Raw genomic sequence first — 22,921 nt, 5'->3', positions numbered from 1 at the left:
TATCCGGAAAGGATGCTATGTTAACTCACAAGATAAATAAGTTACGTGATGAATGAATGAAGTTAATGGCATGATTCATTCACGGAATAAATGATATACCACCTTAACATCCGGATCGCTGCACGAGAGCAGTGATTCGGATGTTTTTGTTTTATTTTAAGAATAAATCTACAGATGTCTCATCTGTTTTTCAGCAAAATCCCCTACCCAAGGCAGTTTCAGCCATTTTCCCTGCAAGCTGGTGACGACCATGATAATCCATACGACGACTCCCAGCAGTGATAACAAGGATGCGACCAGAGGTCCGAATAGAGGCAGAAATGCCGACAAAACATGGCCGATCATAATAATGCCAAAGACCGTAACGGATTGAAGAGCGTGAAACAGTACAAACCGGCTGCGTTTCTCCACGGCCAGGAAGACGATTCCACCTACGAAGGTAAACAGATAACAGAGCATGCCGGCGATATTCTCATCCAGGCCGCTTGAGGATTTCATGGGGGACATCCGGTCCAGCCTCCTTTGTCCTTTTTCTCTAAGGTATGAAGAAAGTGGACAGAACTGAACCGGGTTTAGCAACGAATGTTACTAGTAAACACAAGGCAAGGAAACTTAGAGGTGGCGTAGGAAGTAAGATTCTAATTGAGGTAATGTGCATAGTTGCACATTGCAGTTTGATACTTTTTTCATATTCAAAATATTCCATAATATCCCGAATTATATAGTAGACTTACAAGCTGCCCTAGACCTTTATGGGATTAGGCTGAATGAGTCTCATAACGGAATACTTAGGGGAGGAGGTTAACGTTCATAGGAGACAAGAGTAGGAAACTAGAGATGACAGCACCAAATGAACAAGATATTAGCCGTACATAGCGAAGCCGAGGAGTGGAAGTGGTTTTGGATCAAACCGAATATGAGAAGTGTCTGGAATGTGGACACTGGATGAAAGTAAATCCAGGGTATGTCACCTGGTGTGAGGAGTGTAACTGGAATATTGACGAGGAAGAAGGGAAGCCGGTTGAGGAACTTATACATAAAGGACTAAAGAAAAAGTCGACTGACCGATTATTCGAAGAATTCAAATATAGCGTTGATCGAAGGCTTCCCTTCAGTAAACAGAGGATATATACCTATTTGTTGGCAATCATCGTTCATGGATCAACTTTTGCGATTCTGGGTATGGCCATCTTTTTCTATTCAACCCATTCCTCATGGTTATTTATATTAGCAAATGTTATGGTGCTACTATGGATCACGATTATCTTACCTTATCGCAAGCGTCTGCCAGGCAGGGCAATTCGAAGAGACGAGTTTCCCGAACTATATGGCATGGTTGATGAAATTGGAGATCGTATGAATGTACCGCCTGTGGATATGATTATCCTTAATGAAGAATACGATGCATACATACTGCATCTGAAAAGAAACAAGAGAGCCATTGTGCTCGGTGTTCCCTTTCTTGCAGCATTAACAATGCAGGAGAAAATAGCGGTGATCAGTCAACAAATGAGCCATTTTGCTCACCCGAACATCTCAAACAGCTCATTGGTTGAGCGAGCCAAGCATGTGCTGGATTCATGGTATGACACTGTAGATCCTCAAGGAAGCGGACTTTTATACTGGGTTGTGTTTCCGCTCATCATACTTCGTCTCCTGTTATTTGCTATAATCAGCAGTATTTATGCATTACTGATCAAAAGCATGCGGCAAGAGATGCACCGATTATTCTATATTGCAGATCATGAGGCTTCAGAGACAGCTGGGAGTGAAGCGGTGTTGTCCCTGTTTCTAAAGTTTGAAATGGAAGGACTTTTTTTCCTTACTGCTGAACAGGTTGCGGAATATCAATATAACAAGGAACTGTATGACGAGTTCAGAAATCGGATGGCTGCTGTTCCTGGTCAGGAGATCCTTCGGCTTCAGCGTCTTCAAGAAATGCGCTATGATGAAAAAGCGTTCTTACCATCCTCCGATGAAAAATCGAATTGATTTGATTCGAGAGCATTGGGCGATAGTTCCTGCATACAAACCTGATCCGACCAGAGAACGCAGGTTTAACGAAGAGTTTCGTGATCTGGAACAACGTTCTCAGAGAATTCTGTTAAATGATCTGAGAGGCGCAGGCTAGCAAGTTTACTTCGGTGTAAGGGAGCTATATAAAAAAACAAGGGCGCACCAGCCATAGGTATGGCTTGGATGTGCCCCAGTCATGTTTGCGAGAGAATCATTAAGCTTTAATGAATTTAAAGATCTTTTCGTTGAAAGTTTCTGCGTGGAGAAGTAACTTTGCCGATTTTATCGGTATCGTTCTCTTTGGGTACCAGACGTTCGTCCGTGCGGCCTTCGTGATGATTCTCAAACATGAACTCCGTCAGCTTCCATTCCGATTTGCCCAGAACCGGATCAGCCGGGAAATGTTGACCACGGTGCAGATGTTCCTCGCGACCCGCTTCATTGATGTAAACTCCGTCGACTTCCACCTTTTCATGCGAAAGGGGCAGCATATCCTGTTCTTCGCGGTCCATGAAACAGCGCCTCCTTTGATACCAGTAATTTAACTGTATGGGTTGTCCGTGATAATATCCCCCGAATAGTTCCGTGTTATGCTGGATAGAATTAATTCCGTACAGAAGGGACATATTCATAAAATATGATTCGGGATTAAACTTTTTGGGCGTAAAAACCGTTATAAATAATAAGCAAAATCGTCAAGTCGTAACATACTCCCGAATATGCTACAATAAGATTATGATTCAAACTGAATCATATCGGGTATTTATAGTGTCAGGTACTTGCTTTCAGCGAGGTTCCCGACCTAAAGCTTGCTTTAAGCCGCGCACACAACTTCATGGATGGCATTTAAGACTTATTCGGCGTTCTCTAAACGGAGCATTCACTTTCAACGTTTTGGGAGGGAATTACAATGGCAACGAAAGGTCACAATGAGGTCAAAGAAAGTTTGAGGGAAATGACTCGGATTTTCCGTCCTAAGGATCCAAAAAAATTCGTGAAGGAGTACGTGAGAAAATACCGGATTACGGGTGGATATGAGGAAGAATTGACTTCTGTGGTCGAGCACGAGCTTGTCAAGATGGATTCTTCCGTGTCCTGAAACACATCATTGAATTATACTGTTCCGATATGAATAGAACCGTCTCCCGGGCGATATGCTCCGGCAGACGGTTTTTTTTGCTGTCCTGGGATTTACTCCTGGAATGAAAGGACATGAAGCATTGCGTCACTTTTGGGCTGTGTGGCATTTCTTCTGCATATACATGGAAGTACACATAGGCAGGAAGGATGAATGCATGTGGACCCTATTTTGAAAACAAGAGAAGAGATTGGCTACATGCGGGAAGCAGGCCGGATTCTGCGAAGCTGCCACGAGCATATTGAACAATGGCTTACCCCTGGCATAACCACAGGTGAGATCGACAGACGGGTAGAGGCATTTCTGGCCGAACGAGGGGCCACTCCGGAGCAAAAGGGATATAAGGGCTATCCGTATGCGACTTGTGCTTCAGTGAATGAAGTTGTCTGTCACGGCTTCCCGGATGAACGGGAATTGGTTGCAGGGGATGTTGTGACCATTGATATGGTGGTAAACAAGGATGGCTGGCTTGCTGACTCGGCATGGACTTACGGAATTGGCGAACAACGCAGATCCATTCGCAAGCTGATGAAACGCACAGAAAGGGCCCTCCACCGGGCTATAGCACAGGCTGTACCAGGAAATACGCTGGGGGATATCGGCAACGCGATTGAACGAACTGCGAGATTGTACCGCTATGGCATTGTTAAGCCGCTCATTGGTCATGGGATTGGGCAGTATATTCATGAACCACCCAACGTACTGCCTTATGGTAAACGCAGGACCGGCATGATGCTTACGGAAGGCATGGTTATTACAATTGAGCCCATATTTACGAGAGGCAGTTCAGGAGCCGTCTTCTGGGATGAAGATGGATGGACTGTCCGGACGGTCGACGGAACATGGGGAGTCCAGTATGAACATACAATTGCGATAACCCGAGATGGACCGCTTATACTAACCGATGGAACGTAAGTCCTTTGATAGGCTGGTAAGGTTTGTTCAAATGATCGTTTAGGAGTGAAGCCAACATGCAGGGTCAGACGCCAAAGCTAGTTCATCGATGAGAATAAGAACAGAGTGTAGGATTTGGCCCTGTAGAAGCTGGGAAAAAAGGAAGCTGAGAAAAGCTCGTATTCTTTTGCATAATACTGCATGTTTTTCACGTGAGAAAAGTCACTGAGAATTCACGATAAATCGCCGAAATATGGCAAATATTTTCAAATTAAGAGGTTTGCATTTATAACTGAAATCGTTTGCAAACTAAGTTGTGGTGCGGTTTTTATACATAAGTGAACAATTTGTGAACATGTGTCCAAAGATTGACAAAATCATACCCTCAACTTATATTTAATAAGTGATTGAACCATATAGAATGAATTGGAAGAATGCGCAGACATGCCCTTTGGAGGAAATGAAGTGGGTTCTGGAAGCGTTATTTTTGGAAGCGTTCTGTATGACGGACAGGATTATGCGGATCGGGCTGAAGTGACCTTATCAGGCTAAACTTCGAACGATAACGGTAATCTACGAAAATGTTAAAAAAGTGGGGTAGATCAATGATGAAACAGTGGCAGGTTGCAAAGCGAATTCTCCCCTTGCTGGCGGTGTTCTCTTTGCTGCTATCCGCATGCGGGCGGGAAGACTTGTCGGTAATGAAACCTCAGGGTCCTGTGGCACAAGGCCAATATGATCTGATGAAGCTGTCCATTACGATTATGATCGTAGTGCTCATCATTGTATTTGCCATTGCTGCGTATGTGCTGATCCGGTTTCGCAGACGTGCCGGGCAGAATGAGGTTCCCGAACAGGTTGAAGGCAATTTCAAGTTGGAAGTGATTTGGACAGCCATTCCGTTATTGCTGGTTATTGTACTGGCCGTACCGACAGTTCAGACGATCTTTGCCCAAGGCGAAGATTTGTCCAAGGACAAAAATGCAATTCAGGTCAAAGTTACCTCACATCAGTATTGGTGGGAATTCACTTATCCTCAATATGATGTTACCACCTCTCAAGATCTTATCATCCCGACCGGCAAAAAAATCGCATTCGAATTAAAAACCGCGGACGTGCTTCACTCCTTCTGGGTGCCGTCACTTGCGGGCAAAATGGACACAAACCCGGATGGAACAGTAAACAGATTTAGTTTCTCAGCACCTAATGAAGGCGTTTACCGCGGGAAATGTGCGGAGCTATGCGGAAGGTCGCATGCCTTTATGGAATTCAAAGTGAAAGCAGTCAGCCAGGAATCCTTTGACAGATGGGTTAATGAGATGAAGGCACCGGCAGTGCTGCCGGAAGATACACAGCTTGCTGAAAAATTCAAAACGAACTGCCTCTCTTGCCACGCAGTTGGCGATCAGGGCGGACCTGTTGCCCCGAATCTCACAGGAATCGGCGGCAAGGAAGCTGTAGCAGGTATTTTGCTGAACCAGCGTGAGGGACAGGAAGAAGGTAATCCGGTGCTGGATAACATGAAACAATGGCTCCATGATCCACAATCCGTGAAGCCAGGCAATACGATGCCGAATCCAAAAGATCTTGGCCTTACGGATGAAGAAATCGACGGAATTGCCGAATATCTAGCCAACTACAAATTGGACTATGAATAGAACAGCAAGGACGAAGAAGGGGGTACACTACCTTGGCTCATGCTCATAGCGTCAAGCGGTACAGGGGCTTGATGGATTGGATCACCACCGTCGATCACAAAAAGATTGCTATTCTTTATTTAATTGCAGGTGGATTTTTCTTCGGGATTGGCGGTATTGAAGCCATTCTAATCCGGATTCAGCTGATGAAGCCGATGAATAGTTTTGTATCGGCTCAGGTCTTCAACGAATTGATTACGATGCACGGAACAACGATGATCTTCCTTGGTGTCATGCCAATCATATTTGCCATTATGAATGCTGTTGTTCCTTTGCAGATTGGTGCCCGGGACGTCGCCTTTCCATTTATTAATGCACTAGGATTCTGGACGTTCCTGTTTGGTGGACTGCTGCTGAACCTGAGTTGGATCATGGGCGGGGCGCCTGATGCAGGCTGGACGTCATACACGCCGCTCTCCAGTAGTGAGTACAGCGGAACCCATGGTGTGGACTTCTATACGATTGGTCTACAGATAGCTGGTCTAGGAACACTCATCGGCGGTATTAACTTTCTCGCCACGATCATTACGATGCGTGCACCCGGCATGTCCTATATGCGGATGCCGATGTTTACATGGACAACATTTATTACTTCAGCCATTATCCTTTTTGCATTCCCTGCCATCACGGTGGGATTAGTACTGTTGACGTTTGACCGTATTCTGGGAGCCAACTTTTTCGATGTCGCAAATGGTGGTAACCCTGTACTCTGGCAGCACATTTTCTGGATCTTCGGACACCCGGAAGTGTACATACTCATCTTGCCGGCGTTTGGAATTATCTCGGAAGTTATTCCGACCTTTGCACGTAAAAGATTGTTTGGTTACAGCTCCATGGTGTTTGCAACCATCCTGATTGCCTTCCTTGGATTCATGGTATGGGCACACCACATGTTCACAACGGGTCTCGGCAATGTGGCCAACGCACTCTTTTCGATATCAACCATGCTGATTGCTGTACCGACAGGGATCAAGATCTTTAACTGGCTCTTTACGATGTGGGGTGGACAGATCCGCTTTACGGCTGCGAACCTGTTTGCTGTCGGATTCGTTCCAACCTTCGTCATGGGTGGTGTCACCGGTGTCATGCTCGCATCTGCACCAGCTGATTTCCAGTTCCATGATACGTACTTTGTCGTAGCCCACTTCCACTACGTAATCGTTGGTGGCTTGGTTCTTGGATTGTTCTCGGGCCTGCATTACTGGTGGCCGAAGATGTTCGGTCGCGTTTTGAGCGAAACACTTGGTAAATGGACATTCTGGACATTCATGATCGGTTTCCAATTAACCTTCTTCGTGCAGCATTTCCTCGGCCTCATGGGGATGCAGCGCCGGATCGTTACATACTTGCCGAATCAGGACTTTGACCTGCTTAACCTGGTCAGCTCCGTTGGAGCATTCCTGATGGGTGTCGGGGTGATTATGTTCCTTGTGAACATCGTCATTACAACGAGAAAACCGGTGAATGCACCAAATGATCCGTGGGAAGATGGGCGTACGTTGGAATGGTCCATCCCGTCTCCACCGCCGGAATATAACTTCAAGCAGACTCCGCTTGTTCGCGGAATCGATGCATATTGGAAGGAAAAGATGGCAGGACACACGGAGATGACTCCTGCTGAACCGGTAGGTTCGATTCATATGCCATCTGCAACACCGCTGCCGTTTATCATGTCTGTCGGTATTTTCATTGCCGGACTGGGCCTGATGTTCAGCAAAGACGATTTTGGCAATGCCTTTATGAACGGACTTTTCAATAATTATATTGTGGTTATTATCGGCCTTCTGATTACATTCGGAGCGATGGCAATGCGTTCACTTTATGATGACCATGGCTGGCATATCGAGCCCGAGGATCAGGATGAGAAGGGGGTTAGAACATGACAACTTCACATGCCGAACCGGTAAGTGGCCAATTGCCGCATGAACCGGAGAAAGCAACGCTGGAGGGACGCAACAAGCTTATTGGCTTCTGGTTGTTCCTTGGCGGCGAGACGGTATTGTTCGGTACACTCTTCGCAACCTTCCTGGCTCTTCGTGGCCAGACGAATGAAGGGCCATCGGCGAACGAACTGTTCCATCTGCCGCTTGTGGCAGCAGCGACCTTCATACTCCTCGTCAGCAGTCTGACAAGTGTATTTGCGATCCAGGCCATGCATCGGGGCAACCGAAGTGCATTGGCACTTTGGCTCGGAATTACGGTAGTGCTGGGCCTTGGATTCCTTGGTATTGAAATTTATGAGTTCTATGAATATGTGGTGCACAAAGAGTTCGGTATGACCACCAGTGCATTCAGCTCCGCTTTTTACACGCTGGTTGGATTCCATGGAGCCCACGTTGCATTCGGTATTCTGTGGATCGGACTTATTATCGGGCAGCTGTTCAGAAAAGGATTAACGGTCGTAACTGCACCAAAGGTATACGTCTCCGCAATGTACTGGCACTTTATTGACGTGGTCTGGGTGTTTATCTTTACGGTCGTCTACCTGCTCGGAAAGGTGGGTTAACACATGTCGGTACAGGATAAGAGTGATCAACAACCTGTGAAACATCGTCACCGGACAGAAGGACCGCAGAAGCATGTCGTTGTGTTTATATTCTCCATCATCTTGACACTCATTGCGTTTGCAGCTGTTAAGGCAGGGGGCGTCAATACATCCTTTACCATCATTCTTTTGGTGGTTATGGCCATTCTTCAGGTGTTTGTCCAGCTGGGATACTGGATGCACATGAAGGATAAAGGCCATCTGATGCCCATCCTGTTTATGGCTTTCGGATTTTTCGTAGCATTCACGTGCATCATTATGGCACTCTATTGGGTTTGGTGGTAAATGAGATGGCGGCGGCGCAGTGCCGCCGTCTTTTCCCCTTTTAGGCGATGGAATGGAAAGATGGTTTAAGGCTACAACCAAATCAGGTCACCGGGAGGTTTCCCGTATGCTCGGGTTGCAATACTTCAGTTTCAACGATTTATGGAGTCCCTTCATTCTTGCGTTATTTTTGCTCATTGCAGCTGTGTATCTGTTTGTCGTAGGTCCGTTAAGTGAAAGGGTTACTGATGCAGAACCTGCTAACGCTGCACAGAAAATCATGTTTATTACAGGTCTGGCCGTGTTCTATCTTGCCCAGGCTGGACCATTTAATTTGCTGGGGCACGTCATGTTCAGTTTTCACATGGTAAGCATGGCTTTGTCTTATCTGGTTGCTCCAACCTTTATTGATGAAAGGGCTGCCTCTCTGGGTGTGGCGAAAGATCATTCAGTGGCTGCCAGCGCGGCAGTTATCCTTTTTAGCTCATCCGATTGTCGCGGCATTACTCTTTAATGGTTTATTTTCGCTGTATCATCTGCCCGTTGTCCATGACTATGTCATGCTGAATTTTACGGTTCACCGACTGTATTACTTGGTTCTCTTTATGACCTCTATGCTCATGTGGTGGACACTTCTTAATCCGCTGCCGGAGGCAAGACAGGCGTCAGGACTGTCGAAGATTGGATTTATCTTTCTTAATATGGTGCTGTTAACACCAGCCTGCGGCCTGATTATTTTTGCGTCCGAGCCATTATATGCAACGTATAGCAATCCGGCCGTATGGGCGGAAGCAATGAGATATTGTGTGTCAGGGGACTCCTCGGCATTATTGCGTACATTCGGAGGTCCAGGTTTCTTTAACTTCCTGTCTTCTGCCAAAGAGGATCAGCAGGTGGGTGGTATTGTGATGAAGTTTATTCAGGAGGGTATCTTCGTATCCATGTTGGCATATGTTTTCTTTCAATGGTACCGCAAGGAAAAACGCGAAGATGATGATGATCCGTATCCTGTAGAACGTTCAGGTGGACCGCTTAATCCTGCGAAATAAACCTTAGTTATGTTCAGACAAGAGGGGGAACACACGATGGATATGCATTTTTTGCTACCTACGATCAGTACTTCTTTCATTGTGATTAGCGCTGTACTGGTTGGGATCGGTTGGGTGTTAATTGTTCGGGGCAAAAAGGAGGCTCATCAGTCCATGATGATAGCGGGAGCTGTCGCGGCTCTGCTATTCTTTATCATCTACATGTCCCGAACGATATTTGTAGGAAATACCGCTTGGGGCGGTGATCCGGAGATGGAGATCTTCTATCGAATCTTTCTGATCTTTCATATTATTCTCGCCACAGCAGCTGCGGTCTTCGGTATCTCTACCCTGGTGCTGGGATTCAAAAAGAAGTTCACAACCCATCGCCGCTGGGGACGATTTACATCGATGATCTGGTTCAGCAGTGCACTGACTGGCGTCATTGTGTACGTTTTATTGTATCTCCTTTATCCTGGCGGGCATACACGTCCTGTATGGGAAGTCATTCTTGGGGTGTAGATTAAAGATCGTTTCCTATGAAAATATGAAAATGGATGAATCTATCGGTTGATTCGTCCATACCTTCTCTCACATCCGTTCATAGAATGAGATCCAGAGGGGGGAACAAAACATGAAAAAAACAGTCCAAGTCAGTCAAACGTATCCACGTCTCACGGTGTATTCAGAGGAGAATTACAGAGGGAGAAGCCGGATTTACCGTGGCAACACGGGACTCCGCAACCTGGACAACATTCTGGGTGGGGTAGAGAGCCTGCGCTTTTTCTCAACAAGTTCGAATGCAACGCTGGTAGTGTTTACGAGACCAAATTTCCAAGGCGGATTTCGAGTCTTTCGGGGTAATACGAATCTGAGAGATCTGGATGATCTGATCCGCGGAAATGACGTGGAATCTCTCATCTCCACCAATCAACGTCTCACACTGGCTCAAATTCGTGCCATCCGCAGTAGTCGCAGTTTGCCAAGCGGCTACGATCTGGTTTAAAAGGTAGACCTCTTCTGCATACAGGTGCCGGAAAAATGAAAGAGCTGCTTCCGATTTGTGTTCGCACAATATTGGAGTCAGCTCTCTTTTTTTGCATGCACACCTTTAGTTCGAAGCAGTTGTTGAACGAATATCGTGGTAACTGCCTTACGCCTGCCTTTCATACTGCATCATCTCAGTGTCTGAGGGGATAAACCCCTGCTAAATTCCTGATTCAGGAAAAAAAGGTTGACGGTACGAATTGAAGGTCTGTATACTGTGTATATTGATATATACAGTAAACACAGTGGACACGGCTTGCACAGTAAAGCGTGAGATGGAAAGGCAGGCAATGTTATGAATGATTGGAAGCAAGCTTGGTGGCTAACCCGGAGTGAATGGAATAAGGATCGTCTTCAATGGTTATGGTCTGCGATGTTTATGGTCTACGTTGGAGCTATGGGTGGTGTCATGTTATATGGACAGAGAGAGGAAAATCTACTCAACACGATTTCCGATTCCTACTTCATGCTTATGATTCCATTTCAGGGATTTATCTTCTCTAGACGCTCTTTCCGCTACATACAAGAAGATTCGTATACACAGATGCTGACCTATTATCGCAGACTTCCCATCTCGGCAGAAACCGTCATGTGGGGACGCATTCAGCAGGCATTGCTGGCCTTTATCTTTAATGGCATATTCTACTATGGCGCATTGTATGTCTCCGTGATGCATCTGGAAGGGTTCCGATGGGATCAATATTTGGCCTTTGCCCTAACATGTACAGGATATGGGGTTCTGATCACAGGGTTCTATATCTTTGGAGAGTTTTTGCACACTGGCAAAAAGTATTTGTTAATCAGCATGCTGTTTATACCCGTGATTGTCCTTATCGCAATTTTTATTCGAATGATGGGCGGGAACGGATTGCGATATGCCGTAGAAATCAGCAAAACCTGGGGGTTGTTATCACCATTTATGTGGGGCTCGCTAATATTGGGATTTGCGGTGTTATGGTTGCTTAGTCGCTTAACACTAAGGAAGTTATCGAAGCGGGATTTAAGTTAAAGGTAAGTCAAATATAGAACGACATCGAGGATAACCGGCACTATCGTGCAAGTGAACTGAAGTGTACGCGAGGGTGAGGTGCAGGGCTTGAATATACCGATTCAAATTAATGAAAATAGTGCTGAACCTTTATATCACCAAATTGAAAACCAGCTAAGATCTTTAATTATAACGGGTCAATTGGGGGAGGGAACGCATTTGCCATCCATTCGCGAATTTGCAGGTTCGTTGAATTGCAGCGTGATTACTGTTCGCCGGGTTTACCAGGATCTGGAGAATGAAGGCTTACTTCGAACAAAGCAGGGTACGGGGACGTTTGTAGCCAAGGTTGATGCAGGAGATCGGGAGAACTACAAATTGACAGCAGCAAGAGAAGCGTTGCAGGCAGCCGTGCAGTCTGGTAAATCCGTTGGATGCAGTGAAGAGGAAATAGCAGGATTGTTTCAAGAGATTTTGCAGTCGATCTACTATCCGAGTAAGGGGTGACCACACATGGAACCAATTGCGGTTCAGCTAAACGGTGTATCCAAAATGCGCAAGCGTAGAATCATTGGCCCTATTGATCTCGTCATTCCCGAGGGATACGTGGTCGCCATATTGGGACATAACGGTTCGGGGAAAAGCACGCTTCTGAATATGCTTCAGCGGGTAGTACTACCGGATTCCGGTCAGATCATGTGGTTCGGACAGCATTACGAAGGTGAGCTTCCTACAGAGCTGAGAGAGCATATTGGTTTTGTTGCAGACGGTGGAGGTTCGGAAGAAGACAATATAACCGCTGTTGAAGCTGCCAGATTCCGGGCACATTGGTATACCCGTTGGGATGCTAAGCTGTTCAACCAGCTAATGGATGATATGGATGTTCCCTATGACGTAAAACTGAAGAAGTTGTCCAAAGGAGAGCGTCGCAAATTCGAAATAGCGGCTGCGCTTGCTGCACGGCCGAGACTGCTCCTGCTGGATGAGCCTTCTTCTGGGCTTGATCCATTTGCCTGGAAGGTCATGGTTGAGCAGTTCCGCAATTTCATGGCGGATGGGGATACCACCATTTTAATAGCAACACATATAGCAGATGAAGTGAAGCGTCTGGCGGATTACATCGTACTGATGCACCGCGGCCAGTCACTTGGAATGGCGGAAAAAGATGTCGTGCTCGATCAATGGAGAGAAATCTGGTACGAAGGCGATCTAAGACCTGAGAGTATACCGGGGGCTGTTGAGTCGAAGCAGGAGGCTGGAGCCATGCGGGTGATTACGACCCGGGTAGTTGAAGCGCAGGAGAGGCTGGAGCTTGCGGGTAACCGCATCATGAAAATCCGGAACCTGGAGCTGGACGAAGTGCTGCAATACTGGATTGCAGGGTACGCTCCGACACTGTGGAGATAAACGAAGGAGGATGATAGATGATGAACAGATTGGAACTGAAGCAGGTAGTCAAGCAATATGCAGATAAGACGGCTGTTAACGGTGTTACGCTTAATGTGGAAGAAGGAGAAATCTATGGATTGCTGGGTGCCAATGGTGCCGGTAAAACAACAACGATGCGCATGGTACTTGGTCTGATTCATCCCGATGGTGGAGAGATACGATATAACGGCAAGCCTTATAGTACCGAGCTGCAGCAGATCATGGGTTATCTTCCGGAAGAACGCGGACTTTATCCCAAGGTGAAGGTCAGTGACCAGATCAATTATTTGGCTCGTCTTCGCGGCATGAATGGTAAGGATGCAGACAAAAGCCTAAGATACTGGCTTGATCGATTCGAGGTCCCTGAGTATTACGACAAAAAGATTGAGGAGTTATCAAAGGGTAACCAGCAAAAGATGGGCTTTATCGCTGCGGTGGTGCACCGTCCTCAGATTCTTATTCTTGACGAGGCGTTTAGCGGCTTAGATCCAGTAAACGTAGAATTGCTCAAATCCACTGTTAAGGAATTGCGTGATGAAGGAACAGCTATCCTGTTCTCGACACATCGCATGGAGCATGTTGAAGAACTTTGTCGTCAGATAACAATTCTACATCGCTCCAATACCGTGGTTCAGGGAGAGATCAAGGAGATCAAGAGCCGCTATCCGCGTGAACAGGTTTCCCTGAATACCACTGGCAATGTGGATGGTTTGGAGCAATTGGCCGGTGTGAATAAGGTGGAGCGGAACGAGCGCGGATATCTTATTCATATTGCACAGGTTGAGGCTGCCCAGGAGATATTGAAGCACGCTATGAATCAGACGACTGTAGAGCATTTTGAGATCAAAGAACCAACGCTTAACCAAATCTTTATTCGTGAGGTGGGTGAGTCGAATGAATAAAATGGGAACGATCATCGGATTTACGTTCAAAAACAAAGTCAAAACGAAATCATTTGTAGTTACGACCATTGTGCTTGCACTTTTAATTTCAATCGGACTTAATGTACCTTATTTCATTACCTTGTTTAACGGTGGATCTATCGGTGGTGGAGCTGCAGGAGACCATCCTGTAAATATTGGGCTTCTAAGTGCGGGACAGCCGGAAGTATCGGAGAAGCTGGAGAAGTTCTCGTCCGCACAAGGAGATCAGGCGTACCGATTCATTGCTGATGGTACTAAAGATGAAGCTGCGCTGAAAGCAGATGCGGAATCCGGACTTACTGATGGGTATCTGAAGTTTGAAGCGGCCCAAGGACAGGAGTTCCCACAGCCGATCCTGTATTCAACAGAAGAGGTGTCCCCTCAGATTATTGCTTCTATAGAAGCAGCGCTGCAGAGTGTGAAGCTGGATGTCGTTGTGAAGGACGTACTCACGGCTGAGCAAAAGGAATTGATTAATACACCTGTTAAGGTTAGTGAGCAAAGCTTGAGTGCTGAAGAAGCTGGAGCAGATGCAGGGTCAGAGAATGGCATGAGCCCGATTAACTACATTGTGGTATACCTGCTGATCATCCTTCTGTTCACATCTACTATGATGACAGGTAATATGATCGCATCCGAAATCACGGCGGAGAAGAGTTCCCGCATTATGGAGATTTTGATTACCAGCGTGTCTCCACTGAGTCAGATGTTTGGTAAAATCATCGGGATATTTATGGTAGGTATGCTTCAGATCGGTATCTTCGGTGCGGTGGTTGCAGGAAATGTGCTGCTTCCTCACAACCGTGATGTCCTGAGTGATTTCAGTTTGAACCTGAGTGATGTAAACATCGCCGTTATTGTATATGGACTAATCTTCTATATCCTGGGTTACTTCCTATATGCAGTGATGTTTGCTGCAATTGGTTCGATGGTTAGCCGTACAGAAGAACTGGGTCAAGCGGTGCTGCCGATTACGATGCTTTCATTGGTTTCTTTCTATATTGCCATCTTCAGTATCGCAACACCGAATATTCTGCTATTAAAAGTGGCCAGTTTCATACCGTTTACCTCGCCTACGGCTATCTTGGTGCGAATCGGGGCAGGAGTTGCTCCAACATGGGAGATACTAGTGTCTTTGGCCATTCTGGTCGTATCGATCTTTATCTTCGGCTGGCTGGCTGCCAAAATCTATCGCACGGGTGTGTTGATGTATGGTAAGCGTCCAACCTTCAAGGAACTTTTTAAGGCAATGAAAGCTTACAAAATTTAAATTGATTAAACTTTAAGCTGCTGATATTGCTGTTGCTGGGCTTTGGGTGGCTGGAATTAAGAAGTAACTATTAAAAGGGAGAAGGGGGCCATCTCAGGAAAAAGGTGGAACCCTCTCAGTCTATTATCGTAAAAATGATGTATGTCTTTGAACGAATAGATTTATCCTACTATATATCTAAAGGAGATACATAATATGAAAAACTGGAAACGCATGCTCTTGTCTCTCACCATCTCGGTTGGTTTACTCGCTTCAGCGGTACCGGCAATGGCAGCACCTCAAGAAACTTCCGTTAAAGTCAATGACCAGGCAGTAGAGTACACTGTAGGGGCACCAATGAATAACAAGGGAACAACATTGGTTCCGCTTCGCTCCACGCTTGAAGCAATGGACGTGAAGCTGACGACTGCGACAGATGATACAATTACGGCTGTGGTGGACGGCAAAACGATTACACTTAAAAGCAAGCTTACACGCATTAATGGCGTAACCTATGCACCGATTCGTATTGTTGGGGACGCTGCAGGCTATGAAGTAAACTGGGATGCGAAGACGCGTACCGTTTTGCTTGTCTCCAAGGGAGCGGAAACAGCTGCACAAACGGGTGGCCGCGGCTTCATGTGGGAAGTAGAGAGCAATGGAAACACGGTATATCTGGTAGGATCCATGCATATTGCTGATGATAGTTTCTATCCATTGCGCGAGGAATTTGAAGAAGCTTTTGCTGAAGCGGATTACCTGGGCGTGGAGATCGACATCAGCAAAGCGGCTGATGAGGCACAACAGAAGTTGATTCTGGATCTGGGATCTTACCAGGATGGAACAACGCTCAAGGATCATGTTTCAAGCGAGACTTATACCAAGCTGGGGGATATCCTGAAGAAAAACGGACTCGAGCCTAATGCCCTGGATGCATTCAAGCCTTGGGTTGCAGAGAGTACACTTGCTAGCCTGAAGTCGGCGACGGCTGGATATGAAGCTTCGGCGGGCGTGGATTTGTATTTCATTCAAAAGGCCATTGAGAGCAAACTCCCTATTATCGAGCTAGAATCGTACGAGTCCCAACTGGGCATGTTTAACGACTTCTCCAAAGAGCTGCAAGAGGAAACATTGAAAGCAACATTAGACAACTTCGATGTTCTTGATGATAGTGTGAACCAAATGGCTGAGATGTGGAAAACGGGTAATGATGAGCAGCTGCTTGATCTGACCAATAACTTCTCTGATAACGAGGAGTACAACAAAGCAATGCTGATCGACCGTAACATCGGCATGGCTGACAAGATTGATGGATTCCTGAAGAGTGATAAGAAAGAGGAGTACTTTATCGTTGTAGGGGCTGCCCACTACCTGGGTGAGCACGGCATCGTGAAGCTGCTTGAAGATAAGGGTTATACTGTAGAACGTAAATAACATTATATCATTACTAGATACAACCCTCTCACTTCTGAGTAGAAGCGGGAGGGTTGTTATGTTTATATAGAAGAAAGACAAGATATATGGAGGGCTGATTTATACTCGTGTCCAAGGTTAGAAAATGTGGAAGTTTGAAAAACATCATGATATCCGATGTACAAATTATTTTTATAAAACACTTTACAAGATATTGTGATACATGATATATTAATTTTCCGGCCAAGAAAACACGAGAAACATGGTGCGGTAAGCAAACTGAAAAGCTTCGAAAGAAACTTAAAAAAATGCTTGCTAAATTGGTTGGGACATGATAATATATAAGAGTTGCTGAAGAGAATAACACTCGGATGCGAACAACGTTTGATCTTTGAAAACTGAACAACGAGTGAGTAACGATCTTACTTGTAAGATCGAAAAGCTGAGAAATCGGTACAAGTCATCTGACTGTATGATTTTGAAGCGAAAATGAGATTTTTAATCTCGTCAGATTCAAAATGAGCTAATCGCTCTTTTCAATACTTCAGATGATTTTCATAGCGTCTAACCGCGCTGCTGAAATTCATCTTTATTGGAGAGTTTGATCCTGGCTCAGGACGAACGCTGGCGGCATGCCTAATACATGCAAGTCGAGCGGACTTGATGAGAAGCTTGCTTCTCTGATGGTTAGCGGCGGACGGGTGAGTAACACGTAGGCAACCTGCCCTCAAGCTTGGGACAACTACCGGAAACGGTAGCTAATACCGAATACTTGCTTTCTTCGCCTGAAGAAAGCTGGAAAGACGGAGCAATCTGTCACTTGAGGATGGGCCTGCGGCGCATTAGCTAGTTGGTGAGGTAACGGCTCACCAAGGCGACGATGCGTAGCCGACCTGAGAGGGTGATCGGCCACACTGGGACTGAGACACGGCCCAGACTCCTACGGGAGGCAGCAGTAGGGAATCTTCCGCAATGGGCGAAAGCCTGACGGAGCAATGCCGCGTGAGTGATGAAGGTTTTCGGATCGTAAAGCTCTGTTGCCAGGGAAGAACGTCCTTGAGAGTAACTGCTCAAGGAGTGACGGTACCTGAGAAGAAAGCCCCGGCTAACTACGTGCCAGCAGCCGCGGTAATACGTAGGGGGCAAGCGTTGTCCGGAATTATTGGGCGTAAAGCGCGCGCAGGCGGTCATTTAAGTCTGGTGTTTAATCCCGGGGCTCAACCCCGGATCGCACTGGAAACTGGATGACTTGAGTGCAGAAGAGGAGAGTGGAATTCCACGTGTAGCGGTGAAATGCGTAGAGATGTGGAGGAACACCAGTGGCGAAGGCGACTCTCTGGGCTGTAACTGACGCTGAGGCGCGAAAGCGTGGGGAGCAAACAGGATTAGATACCCTGGTAGTCCACGCCGTAAACGATGAATGCTAGGTGTTAGGGGTTTCGATACCCTTGGTGCCGAAGTTAACACATTAAGCATTCCGCCTGGGGAGTACGGTCGCAAGACTGAAACTCAAAGGAATTGACGGGGACCCGCACAAGCAGTGGAGTATGTGGTTTAATTCGAAGCAACGCGAAGAACCTTACCAGGTCTTGACATCCCTCTGATCGTCCTAGAGATAGGGCTTTCCTTCGGGACAGAGGAGACAGGTGGTGCATGGTTGTCGTCAGCTCGTGTCGTGAGATGTTGGGTTAAGTCCCGCAACGAGCGCAACCCTTGATCTTAGTTGCCAGCATTTCGGATGGGCACTCTAAGGTGACTGCCGGTGACAAACCGGAGGAAGGTGGGGATGACGTCAAATCATCATGCCCCTTATGACCTGGGCTACACACGTACTACAATGGCCGGTACAACGGGCTGTGAAGCCGCGAGGTGGAACGAATCCTAAAAAGCCGGTCTCAGTTCGGATTGCAGGCTGCAACTCGCCTGCATGAAGTCGGAATTGCTAGTAATCGCGGATCAGCATGCCGCGGTGAATACGTTCCCGGGTCTTGTACACACCGCCCGTCACACCACGAGAGTTTATAACACCCGAAGTCGGTGGGGTAACCGCAAGGAGCCAGCCGCCGAAGGTGGGATAGATGATTGGGGTGAAGTCGTAACAAGGTAGCCGTATCGGAAGGTGCGGCTGGATCACCTCCTTTCTATGGAGAATCGTTTCCCGTAGCGGAAACATTCAAATATGCAGCTTAGCTGCAAACTTACTCACTCGTTGCTCAGTTTTGAGAGCTCAAACTCTCAAAACAGCTTGCTTTTGCATGGAGCTTGTTCTTTGAAAACTAGATATCGAAACGAAAATTGCGAATTAGAACATTCCTTTTAGCTGAACTTGTGTAAACAAGTTTCAAATATTAGCGAAAACTGCTTTGCGATGGTATCGAATTGGAACGACTTTTGGATTTGCGCAAGCAAACCAAGGGAAGTGAGAAGTCGAAACCGGAGCATTTGGTTAAGCTACTAAGAGCACACGGAGGATGCCTAGGCGCTAGGAGCCGATGAAGGACGTGGCGAACAACGATACTGCCTCGGGGAGCTGTAAGCAAGCTTTGATCCGGGGATGTCCGAATGGGGAAACCCAGCTGGGGTAATATCCAGTTACTCATAACTGAATACATAGGTTATGCAGAGGCATACCAGGGGAACTGAAACATCTAAGTACCTTGAGGAAGAGAAAACAATAGTGATTCCGTCAGTAGCGGCGAGCGAACGCGGAACAGCCCAAACCAGAGAGCTTGCTCTCTGGGGTTGTGGGACGTCTCACATGGAGTTACAAAGGAACCGGTTAAACGAAGAGGTCTGGAAAGGCCCGCCAAAGAAGGTAAAAGCCCTGTAATTGAAAGTCTGTTCCCTCCGAGACGGATCCCGAGTAGTGCGGGGCACGTGAAACCCCGTATGAATCCGGCAGGACCATCTGCCAAGGCTAAATACTTCCTAGCGACCGATAGTGAAGCAGTACCGTGAGGGAAAGGTGAAAAGCACCCCGGAAGGGGAGTGAAATAGAACCTGAAACCGTGTGCTTACAAGAAGTCAGAGCCCATTTTAGGGGTGATGGCGTGCCTTTTGTAGAATGAACCGGCGAGTTACGTTCCCGTGCAAGGTTAAGGTGAAGAGCCGGAGCCGCAGCGAAAGCGAGTCTGAATAGGGCGACATAGTACGTGGACGTAGACCCGAAACCGGGTGATCTACCCCTGTCCAGGGTGAAGGTGCGGTAACACGCACTGGAGGCCCGAACCCACGCACGTTGAAAAGTGCGGGGATGAGGTGGGGGTAGCGGAGAAATTCCAATCGAACTCGGAGATAGCTGGTTCTCCCCGAAATAGCTTTAGGGCTAGCCTCGGAAAACAGAGTCGTGGAGGTAGAGCACTGATTGGGTGCGGGGCCCGCAAGGGTTACCAAGCTCAGTCAAACTCCGAATGCCATAGACTTACTTCCGGGAGTCAGACAGTGAGTGCTAAGATCCATTGTCAAAAGGGAAACAGCCCAGACCATCAGCTAAGGTCCCCAAGTGTGTGTTAAGTGGGAAAGGATGTGGAGTTGCACAGACAACCAGGATGTTGGCTTAGAAGCAGCCACCATTGAAAGAGTGCGTAATAGCTCACTGGTCGAGTGACTCTGCGCCGAAAATGTAACGGGGCTAAACACACCACCGAAGCTATGGCTTGATGCTTGCATCAGGGGTAGGGGAGCGTTGTATAAGGGTTGAAGGTGTACCGTAAGGAGCGCTGGACATTATACAAGTGAGAATGCCGGTATGAGTAACGAAAAGATCAGTGAGAATCTGATCCGCCGAAAGCCTAAGGGTTCCTGAGGAAGGCTCGTCCGCTCAGGGTAAGTCGGGACCTAAGGCGAGGCCGAAAGGCGTAGTCGAAGGACAACAGGTCGAAATTCCTGTACCACCGTAAATCGTTACGAGCGATGGGGGGACGCAGTAGGGTAGTGACGCAGACTGATGGATGTCTGTCCAAGCAGTGAGGCTGATGTGTAGGCAAATCCGCACATCGTAAGGCTGAGCTGTGATGGGGAGTGAAAATTACAGTAGCGAAGGTCATGATCTCACACTGCCAAGAAAAGCCTCTAGCCAGATGAAGGTGCCCGTACCGCAAACCGACACAGGTAGGCGAGAAGAGAATTCTAAGGCGCGCGGAAGAACTCTCGTTAAGGAACTCGGCAAAATGACCCCGTAACTTCGGGAGAAGGGGTGCCCCGGTAGTGTGAATAGCACGAGGGGGCCGCAGTGAAAAGGCCCAAGCGACTGTTTAGCAAAAACACAGGTCTGTGCGAAGCCGTAAGGCGAAGTATACGGGCTGACGCCTGCCCGGTGCTGGAAGGTTAAGGGGAGCGGTTAGGGAGTAATCCCGAAGCTGTGAACCGAAGCCCCAGTAAACGGCGGCCGTAACTATAACGGTCCTAAGGTAGCGAAATTCCTTGTCAGGTAAATTCTGACCCGCACGAATGGCGTAACGACTTGGGCGCTGTCTCAACGAGAGATCCGGTGAAATTTTAATACCTGTGAAGATGCAGGTTACCCGCGACAAGACGGAAAGACCCCATGGAGCTTTACTGCAGCTTGATATTGAATTTGGGTACGATCTGTACAGGATAGGTGGGAGCCTTTGAAGCATGAGCGCCAGCTTGTGTGGAGGCACCGTTGGGATACCACCCTGATCGTATCTAGGTTCTAACCTGGTGCCCTAAGCGGGTACGGGGACAGTGTCAGGTGGGCAGTTTGACTGGGGCGGTCGCCTCCTAAAGAGTAACGGAGGCGCCCAAAGGTTCCCTCAGAATGGTTGGAAATCATTCGAAGAGTGCAAAGGCATAAGGGAGCTTGACTGCGAGACCTACAAGTCGAGCAGGGACGAAAGTCGGGCTTAGTGATCCGGTGGTACCGCATGGAAGGGCCATCGCTCAACGGATAAAAGCTACCCTGGGGATAACAGGCTTATCTCCCCCAAGAGTCCACATCGACGGGGAGGTTTGGCACCTCGATGTCGGCTCATCGCATCCTGGGGCTGAAGTAGGTCCCAAGGGTTGGGCTGTTCGCCCATTAAAGCGGTACGCGAGCTGGGTTCAGAACGTCGTGAGACAGTTCGGTCCCTATCTGTCGTGGGCGTAGGAAATTTGAGAGGAGCTGTCCTTAGTACGAGAGGACCGGGATGGACGTACCGCTGGTGTACCAGTTGTTCCGCCAGGAGCACCGCTGGGTAGCTATGTACGGACGGGATAAGCGCTGAAAGCATCTAAGCGTGAAGCCCCCCTCAAGATGAGATTTCCCAGTATGTAAGACCCCTTGAAGACGACGAGGTAGATAGGCTGGGGGTGGAAGTGCAGTAATGCATGGAGCTGACCAGTACTAATCGGTCGAGGGCTTATCCAAATTGCAGGTTCTAGTCGCAAGTTTCGTTTCGGATCTAGTTTTCAGAGAATGATCTCTGAAATGAAAATCGGTACAACACTCCAATGTGTGTATGATTTTCAGTTCCACTTTTGATTTTAAGAAGCACATGCTTCGACAAATCACGTTTGGTGGCGATGGCGGAGGGGTTCCACACGTACCCATCCCGAACACGACCGTTAAGCCCTCTAGCGCCGATGGTACTTGGACCGAAGGGTCCTGGGAGAGTAGGACGCTGCCAAGCAAAGAACCACTGCCGAAGATCATCGGTGGTGGTTTTTATTTTATATTCAATTATGATTATTATAAGAATGACTATTAAATAAATAAAGAGGAGGCCCTATTCAATAAGAATAGGGCCTCCTTATATTATGACTCATAAACACAATTTTAGTTAAGAAATAAATAGGGACCTACCCGGTGGGGATGTTGCACTAAATCATTTGTTTTTTTACTTAAGATGAAATTCTTATCTATTTGTGACTTCTTATATGTTTACGACCAGTTAGCAGCCTGAGGCTCTTTTTTCTTGCGGAGATTGAGCAATCGGGTGCGTTTGATGCGCTCCTTTTTCTGATTCTCTAATAATTGTTTAACGCCTCTAATAAGAAGCCGATATCTTAATTCATCATCATGCCCAAGTTTATGCATTTCTTCGAAGTATGCCTTTTCCATTCGTTCGTGCACCATCCAATCAGGTTAATCATTCAACTGTACCATAGCGATCTATACAAATTCTGAACAAGTATGGGCTCGACGCAACAACGGTCAGCAATGGCAGGTTCGATATTCGAATATAGTTGGGGAAAGTGGGTTAATCCCAAATTTGAATTAATTAATTCGCTTTCAATGACATCCAACTGAATATGATGTGAAAGACCTGTCTAATCCATGGATTAGGC

The 22,921-nt window shown here is 47.1% G+C and carries 18 protein-coding genes, 3 rRNA genes and 1 pseudogene; 19 read left to right on the top strand and 3 right to left on the bottom strand.

The window, feature by feature from the left end:
* Nucleotides 1-168: 168 nt before the first annotated feature.
* Nucleotides 169-507 (bottom strand): DUF4870 domain-containing protein, encoded by a 339-nt coding sequence (locus ABIC22_RS06870; protein ID WP_095291885.1) that lies wholly within the window; start codon nucleotides 505-507, stop codon nucleotides 169-171.
* Nucleotides 508-900: 393 nt separating this feature from the next.
* On the opposite strand from ABIC22_RS06870, the gene ABIC22_RS06865 reads away from it, so the two are divergent.
* A complete protein-coding gene (locus ABIC22_RS06865; protein WP_354479602.1) occupies nucleotides 901-1,992 on the top strand; it encodes a M48 family metallopeptidase in 1,092 nt (363 codons plus the stop codon).
* A 254-nt stretch (nucleotides 1,993-2,246) separates the two neighbouring features.
* Here the strand turns inward: ABIC22_RS06865 and ABIC22_RS06860 are convergent, their stop codons facing one another.
* Entirely contained in the window at nucleotides 2,247-2,528 is a 282-nt protein-coding gene (locus ABIC22_RS06860; RefSeq protein ID WP_095361487.1) for a transposase, read from the bottom strand.
* Nucleotides 2,529-2,926: 398 nt separating this feature from the next.
* On the opposite strand from ABIC22_RS06860, the gene ABIC22_RS06855 reads away from it, so the two are divergent.
* From ABIC22_RS06855 to rrf, 18 genes and pseudogenes are all read left to right on the top strand, one after another.
* Entirely contained in the window at nucleotides 2,927-3,115 is a 189-nt protein-coding gene (locus ABIC22_RS06855; RefSeq protein WP_017690840.1) for a hypothetical protein, read from the top strand.
* Nucleotides 3,116-3,307: 192 nt separating this feature from the next.
* The gene (gene map / locus ABIC22_RS06850) at nucleotides 3,308-4,069 is read left to right on the top strand and encodes a type I methionyl aminopeptidase (RefSeq protein ID WP_095361486.1); all 762 of its coding nucleotides are present in this window, start codon (nucleotides 3,308-3,310) and stop codon (nucleotides 4,067-4,069) included.
* A gap of 584 nt (nucleotides 4,070-4,653) precedes the next feature.
* On the top strand, nucleotides 4,654-5,706 hold the full coding sequence (gene coxB, locus ABIC22_RS06845) for a cytochrome c oxidase subunit II (protein ID WP_153976779.1): 1,053 nt from the start codon (nucleotides 4,654-4,656) through the stop codon (nucleotides 5,704-5,706).
* Between the two features lie 71 nt (nucleotides 5,707-5,777).
* Nucleotides 5,778-7,628, top strand: coding sequence for a cytochrome c oxidase subunit I (gene ctaD, locus ABIC22_RS06840; RefSeq protein WP_483312580.1), 1,851 nt, complete (start codon nucleotides 5,778-5,780; stop codon nucleotides 7,626-7,628).
* Entirely contained in the window at nucleotides 7,625-8,251 is a 627-nt protein-coding gene (locus tag ABIC22_RS06835; RefSeq protein ID WP_095291892.1) for a cytochrome (ubi)quinol oxidase subunit III, read from the top strand. The genes ctaD and ABIC22_RS06835 overlap by 4 nt, the downstream gene beginning before the upstream one ends.
* A gap of 3 nt (nucleotides 8,252-8,254) precedes the next feature.
* Nucleotides 8,255-8,575, top strand: coding sequence for a cytochrome C oxidase subunit IV family protein (locus ABIC22_RS06830; protein ID WP_095291893.1), 321 nt, complete (start codon nucleotides 8,255-8,257; stop codon nucleotides 8,573-8,575).
* A gap of 106 nt (nucleotides 8,576-8,681) precedes the next feature.
* Nucleotides 8,682-9,603 (top strand): annotated as a pseudogene (ctaG, locus tag ABIC22_RS06825) (cytochrome c oxidase assembly factor CtaG).
* A gap of 36 nt (nucleotides 9,604-9,639) precedes the next feature.
* Nucleotides 9,640-10,104, top strand: a complete 465-nt coding sequence (locus tag ABIC22_RS06820) for a DUF420 domain-containing protein (RefSeq protein WP_354479593.1) — start codon at nucleotides 9,640-9,642, stop codon at nucleotides 10,102-10,104.
* Between the two features lie 112 nt (nucleotides 10,105-10,216).
* Nucleotides 10,217-10,588, top strand: a complete 372-nt coding sequence (locus ABIC22_RS06815) for a hypothetical protein (protein WP_127539234.1) — start codon at nucleotides 10,217-10,219, stop codon at nucleotides 10,586-10,588.
* 336 nt (nucleotides 10,589-10,924) lie between these two features.
* Nucleotides 10,925-11,638, top strand: coding sequence for a hypothetical protein (locus ABIC22_RS06810; RefSeq protein WP_127539235.1), 714 nt, complete (start codon nucleotides 10,925-10,927; stop codon nucleotides 11,636-11,638).
* Nucleotides 11,639-11,725: 87 nt separating this feature from the next.
* Nucleotides 11,726-12,124 carry a GntR family transcriptional regulator gene (locus ABIC22_RS06805; protein ID WP_354479591.1) on the top strand — a complete coding sequence of 133 codons (399 nt, stop codon included), beginning with the start codon at nucleotides 11,726-11,728 and terminating at the stop codon, nucleotides 12,122-12,124.
* Between the two features lie 6 nt (nucleotides 12,125-12,130).
* Entirely contained in the window at nucleotides 12,131-13,024 is an 894-nt protein-coding gene (locus tag ABIC22_RS06800) for an ATP-binding cassette domain-containing protein (RefSeq protein WP_154896623.1), read from the top strand.
* Between the two features lie 20 nt (nucleotides 13,025-13,044).
* Nucleotides 13,045-13,947, top strand: a complete 903-nt coding sequence (locus ABIC22_RS06795; protein WP_354485881.1) for an ABC transporter ATP-binding protein — start codon at nucleotides 13,045-13,047, stop codon at nucleotides 13,945-13,947.
* Nucleotides 13,940-15,238, top strand: a complete 1,299-nt coding sequence (locus tag ABIC22_RS06790; RefSeq protein ID WP_127539237.1) for an ABC transporter permease — start codon at nucleotides 13,940-13,942, stop codon at nucleotides 15,236-15,238. Before ABIC22_RS06795 ends, ABIC22_RS06790 begins: the two co-directional genes overlap by 8 nt.
* Nucleotides 15,239-15,433: 195 nt before the next feature.
* Nucleotides 15,434-16,651, top strand: a complete 1,218-nt coding sequence (locus ABIC22_RS06785; RefSeq protein WP_354479587.1) for a TraB/GumN family protein — start codon at nucleotides 15,434-15,436, stop codon at nucleotides 16,649-16,651.
* Nucleotides 16,652-17,219: 568 nt separating this feature from the next.
* Nucleotides 17,220-18,771: ribosomal RNA gene (locus ABIC22_RS06780) — 16S ribosomal RNA — on the top strand.
* Nucleotides 18,772-19,074: 303 nt separating this feature from the next.
* Nucleotides 19,075-22,001, top strand: a 23S ribosomal RNA gene (locus ABIC22_RS06775).
* 145 nt (nucleotides 22,002-22,146) lie between these two features.
* A 5S ribosomal RNA gene (rrf, locus tag ABIC22_RS06770) occupies nucleotides 22,147-22,263 on the top strand.
* The 16S, 23S and 5S rRNA genes sit together here, the layout of an rRNA operon.
* A 251-nt stretch (nucleotides 22,264-22,514) precedes the next feature.
* On the opposite strand, the gene ABIC22_RS06765 is transcribed toward rrf, so the two are convergent.
* The gene (locus ABIC22_RS06765) at nucleotides 22,515-22,694 is read right to left on the bottom strand and encodes a hypothetical protein (RefSeq protein WP_354479584.1); all 180 of its coding nucleotides are present in this window, start codon (nucleotides 22,692-22,694) and stop codon (nucleotides 22,515-22,517) included.
* Nucleotides 22,695-22,921: the final 227 nt, after the last annotated feature.

This window comes from Paenibacillus sp. PvP094 (genome assembly GCF_040546835.1).
Taxonomy (GTDB): domain Bacteria; phylum Bacillota; class Bacilli; order Paenibacillales; family Paenibacillaceae; genus Paenibacillus; species Paenibacillus illinoisensis.
The sequence above is the reverse complement of the archived record's forward strand: the minus strand, read 5'-3'. Positions and strand labels throughout refer to the sequence as shown.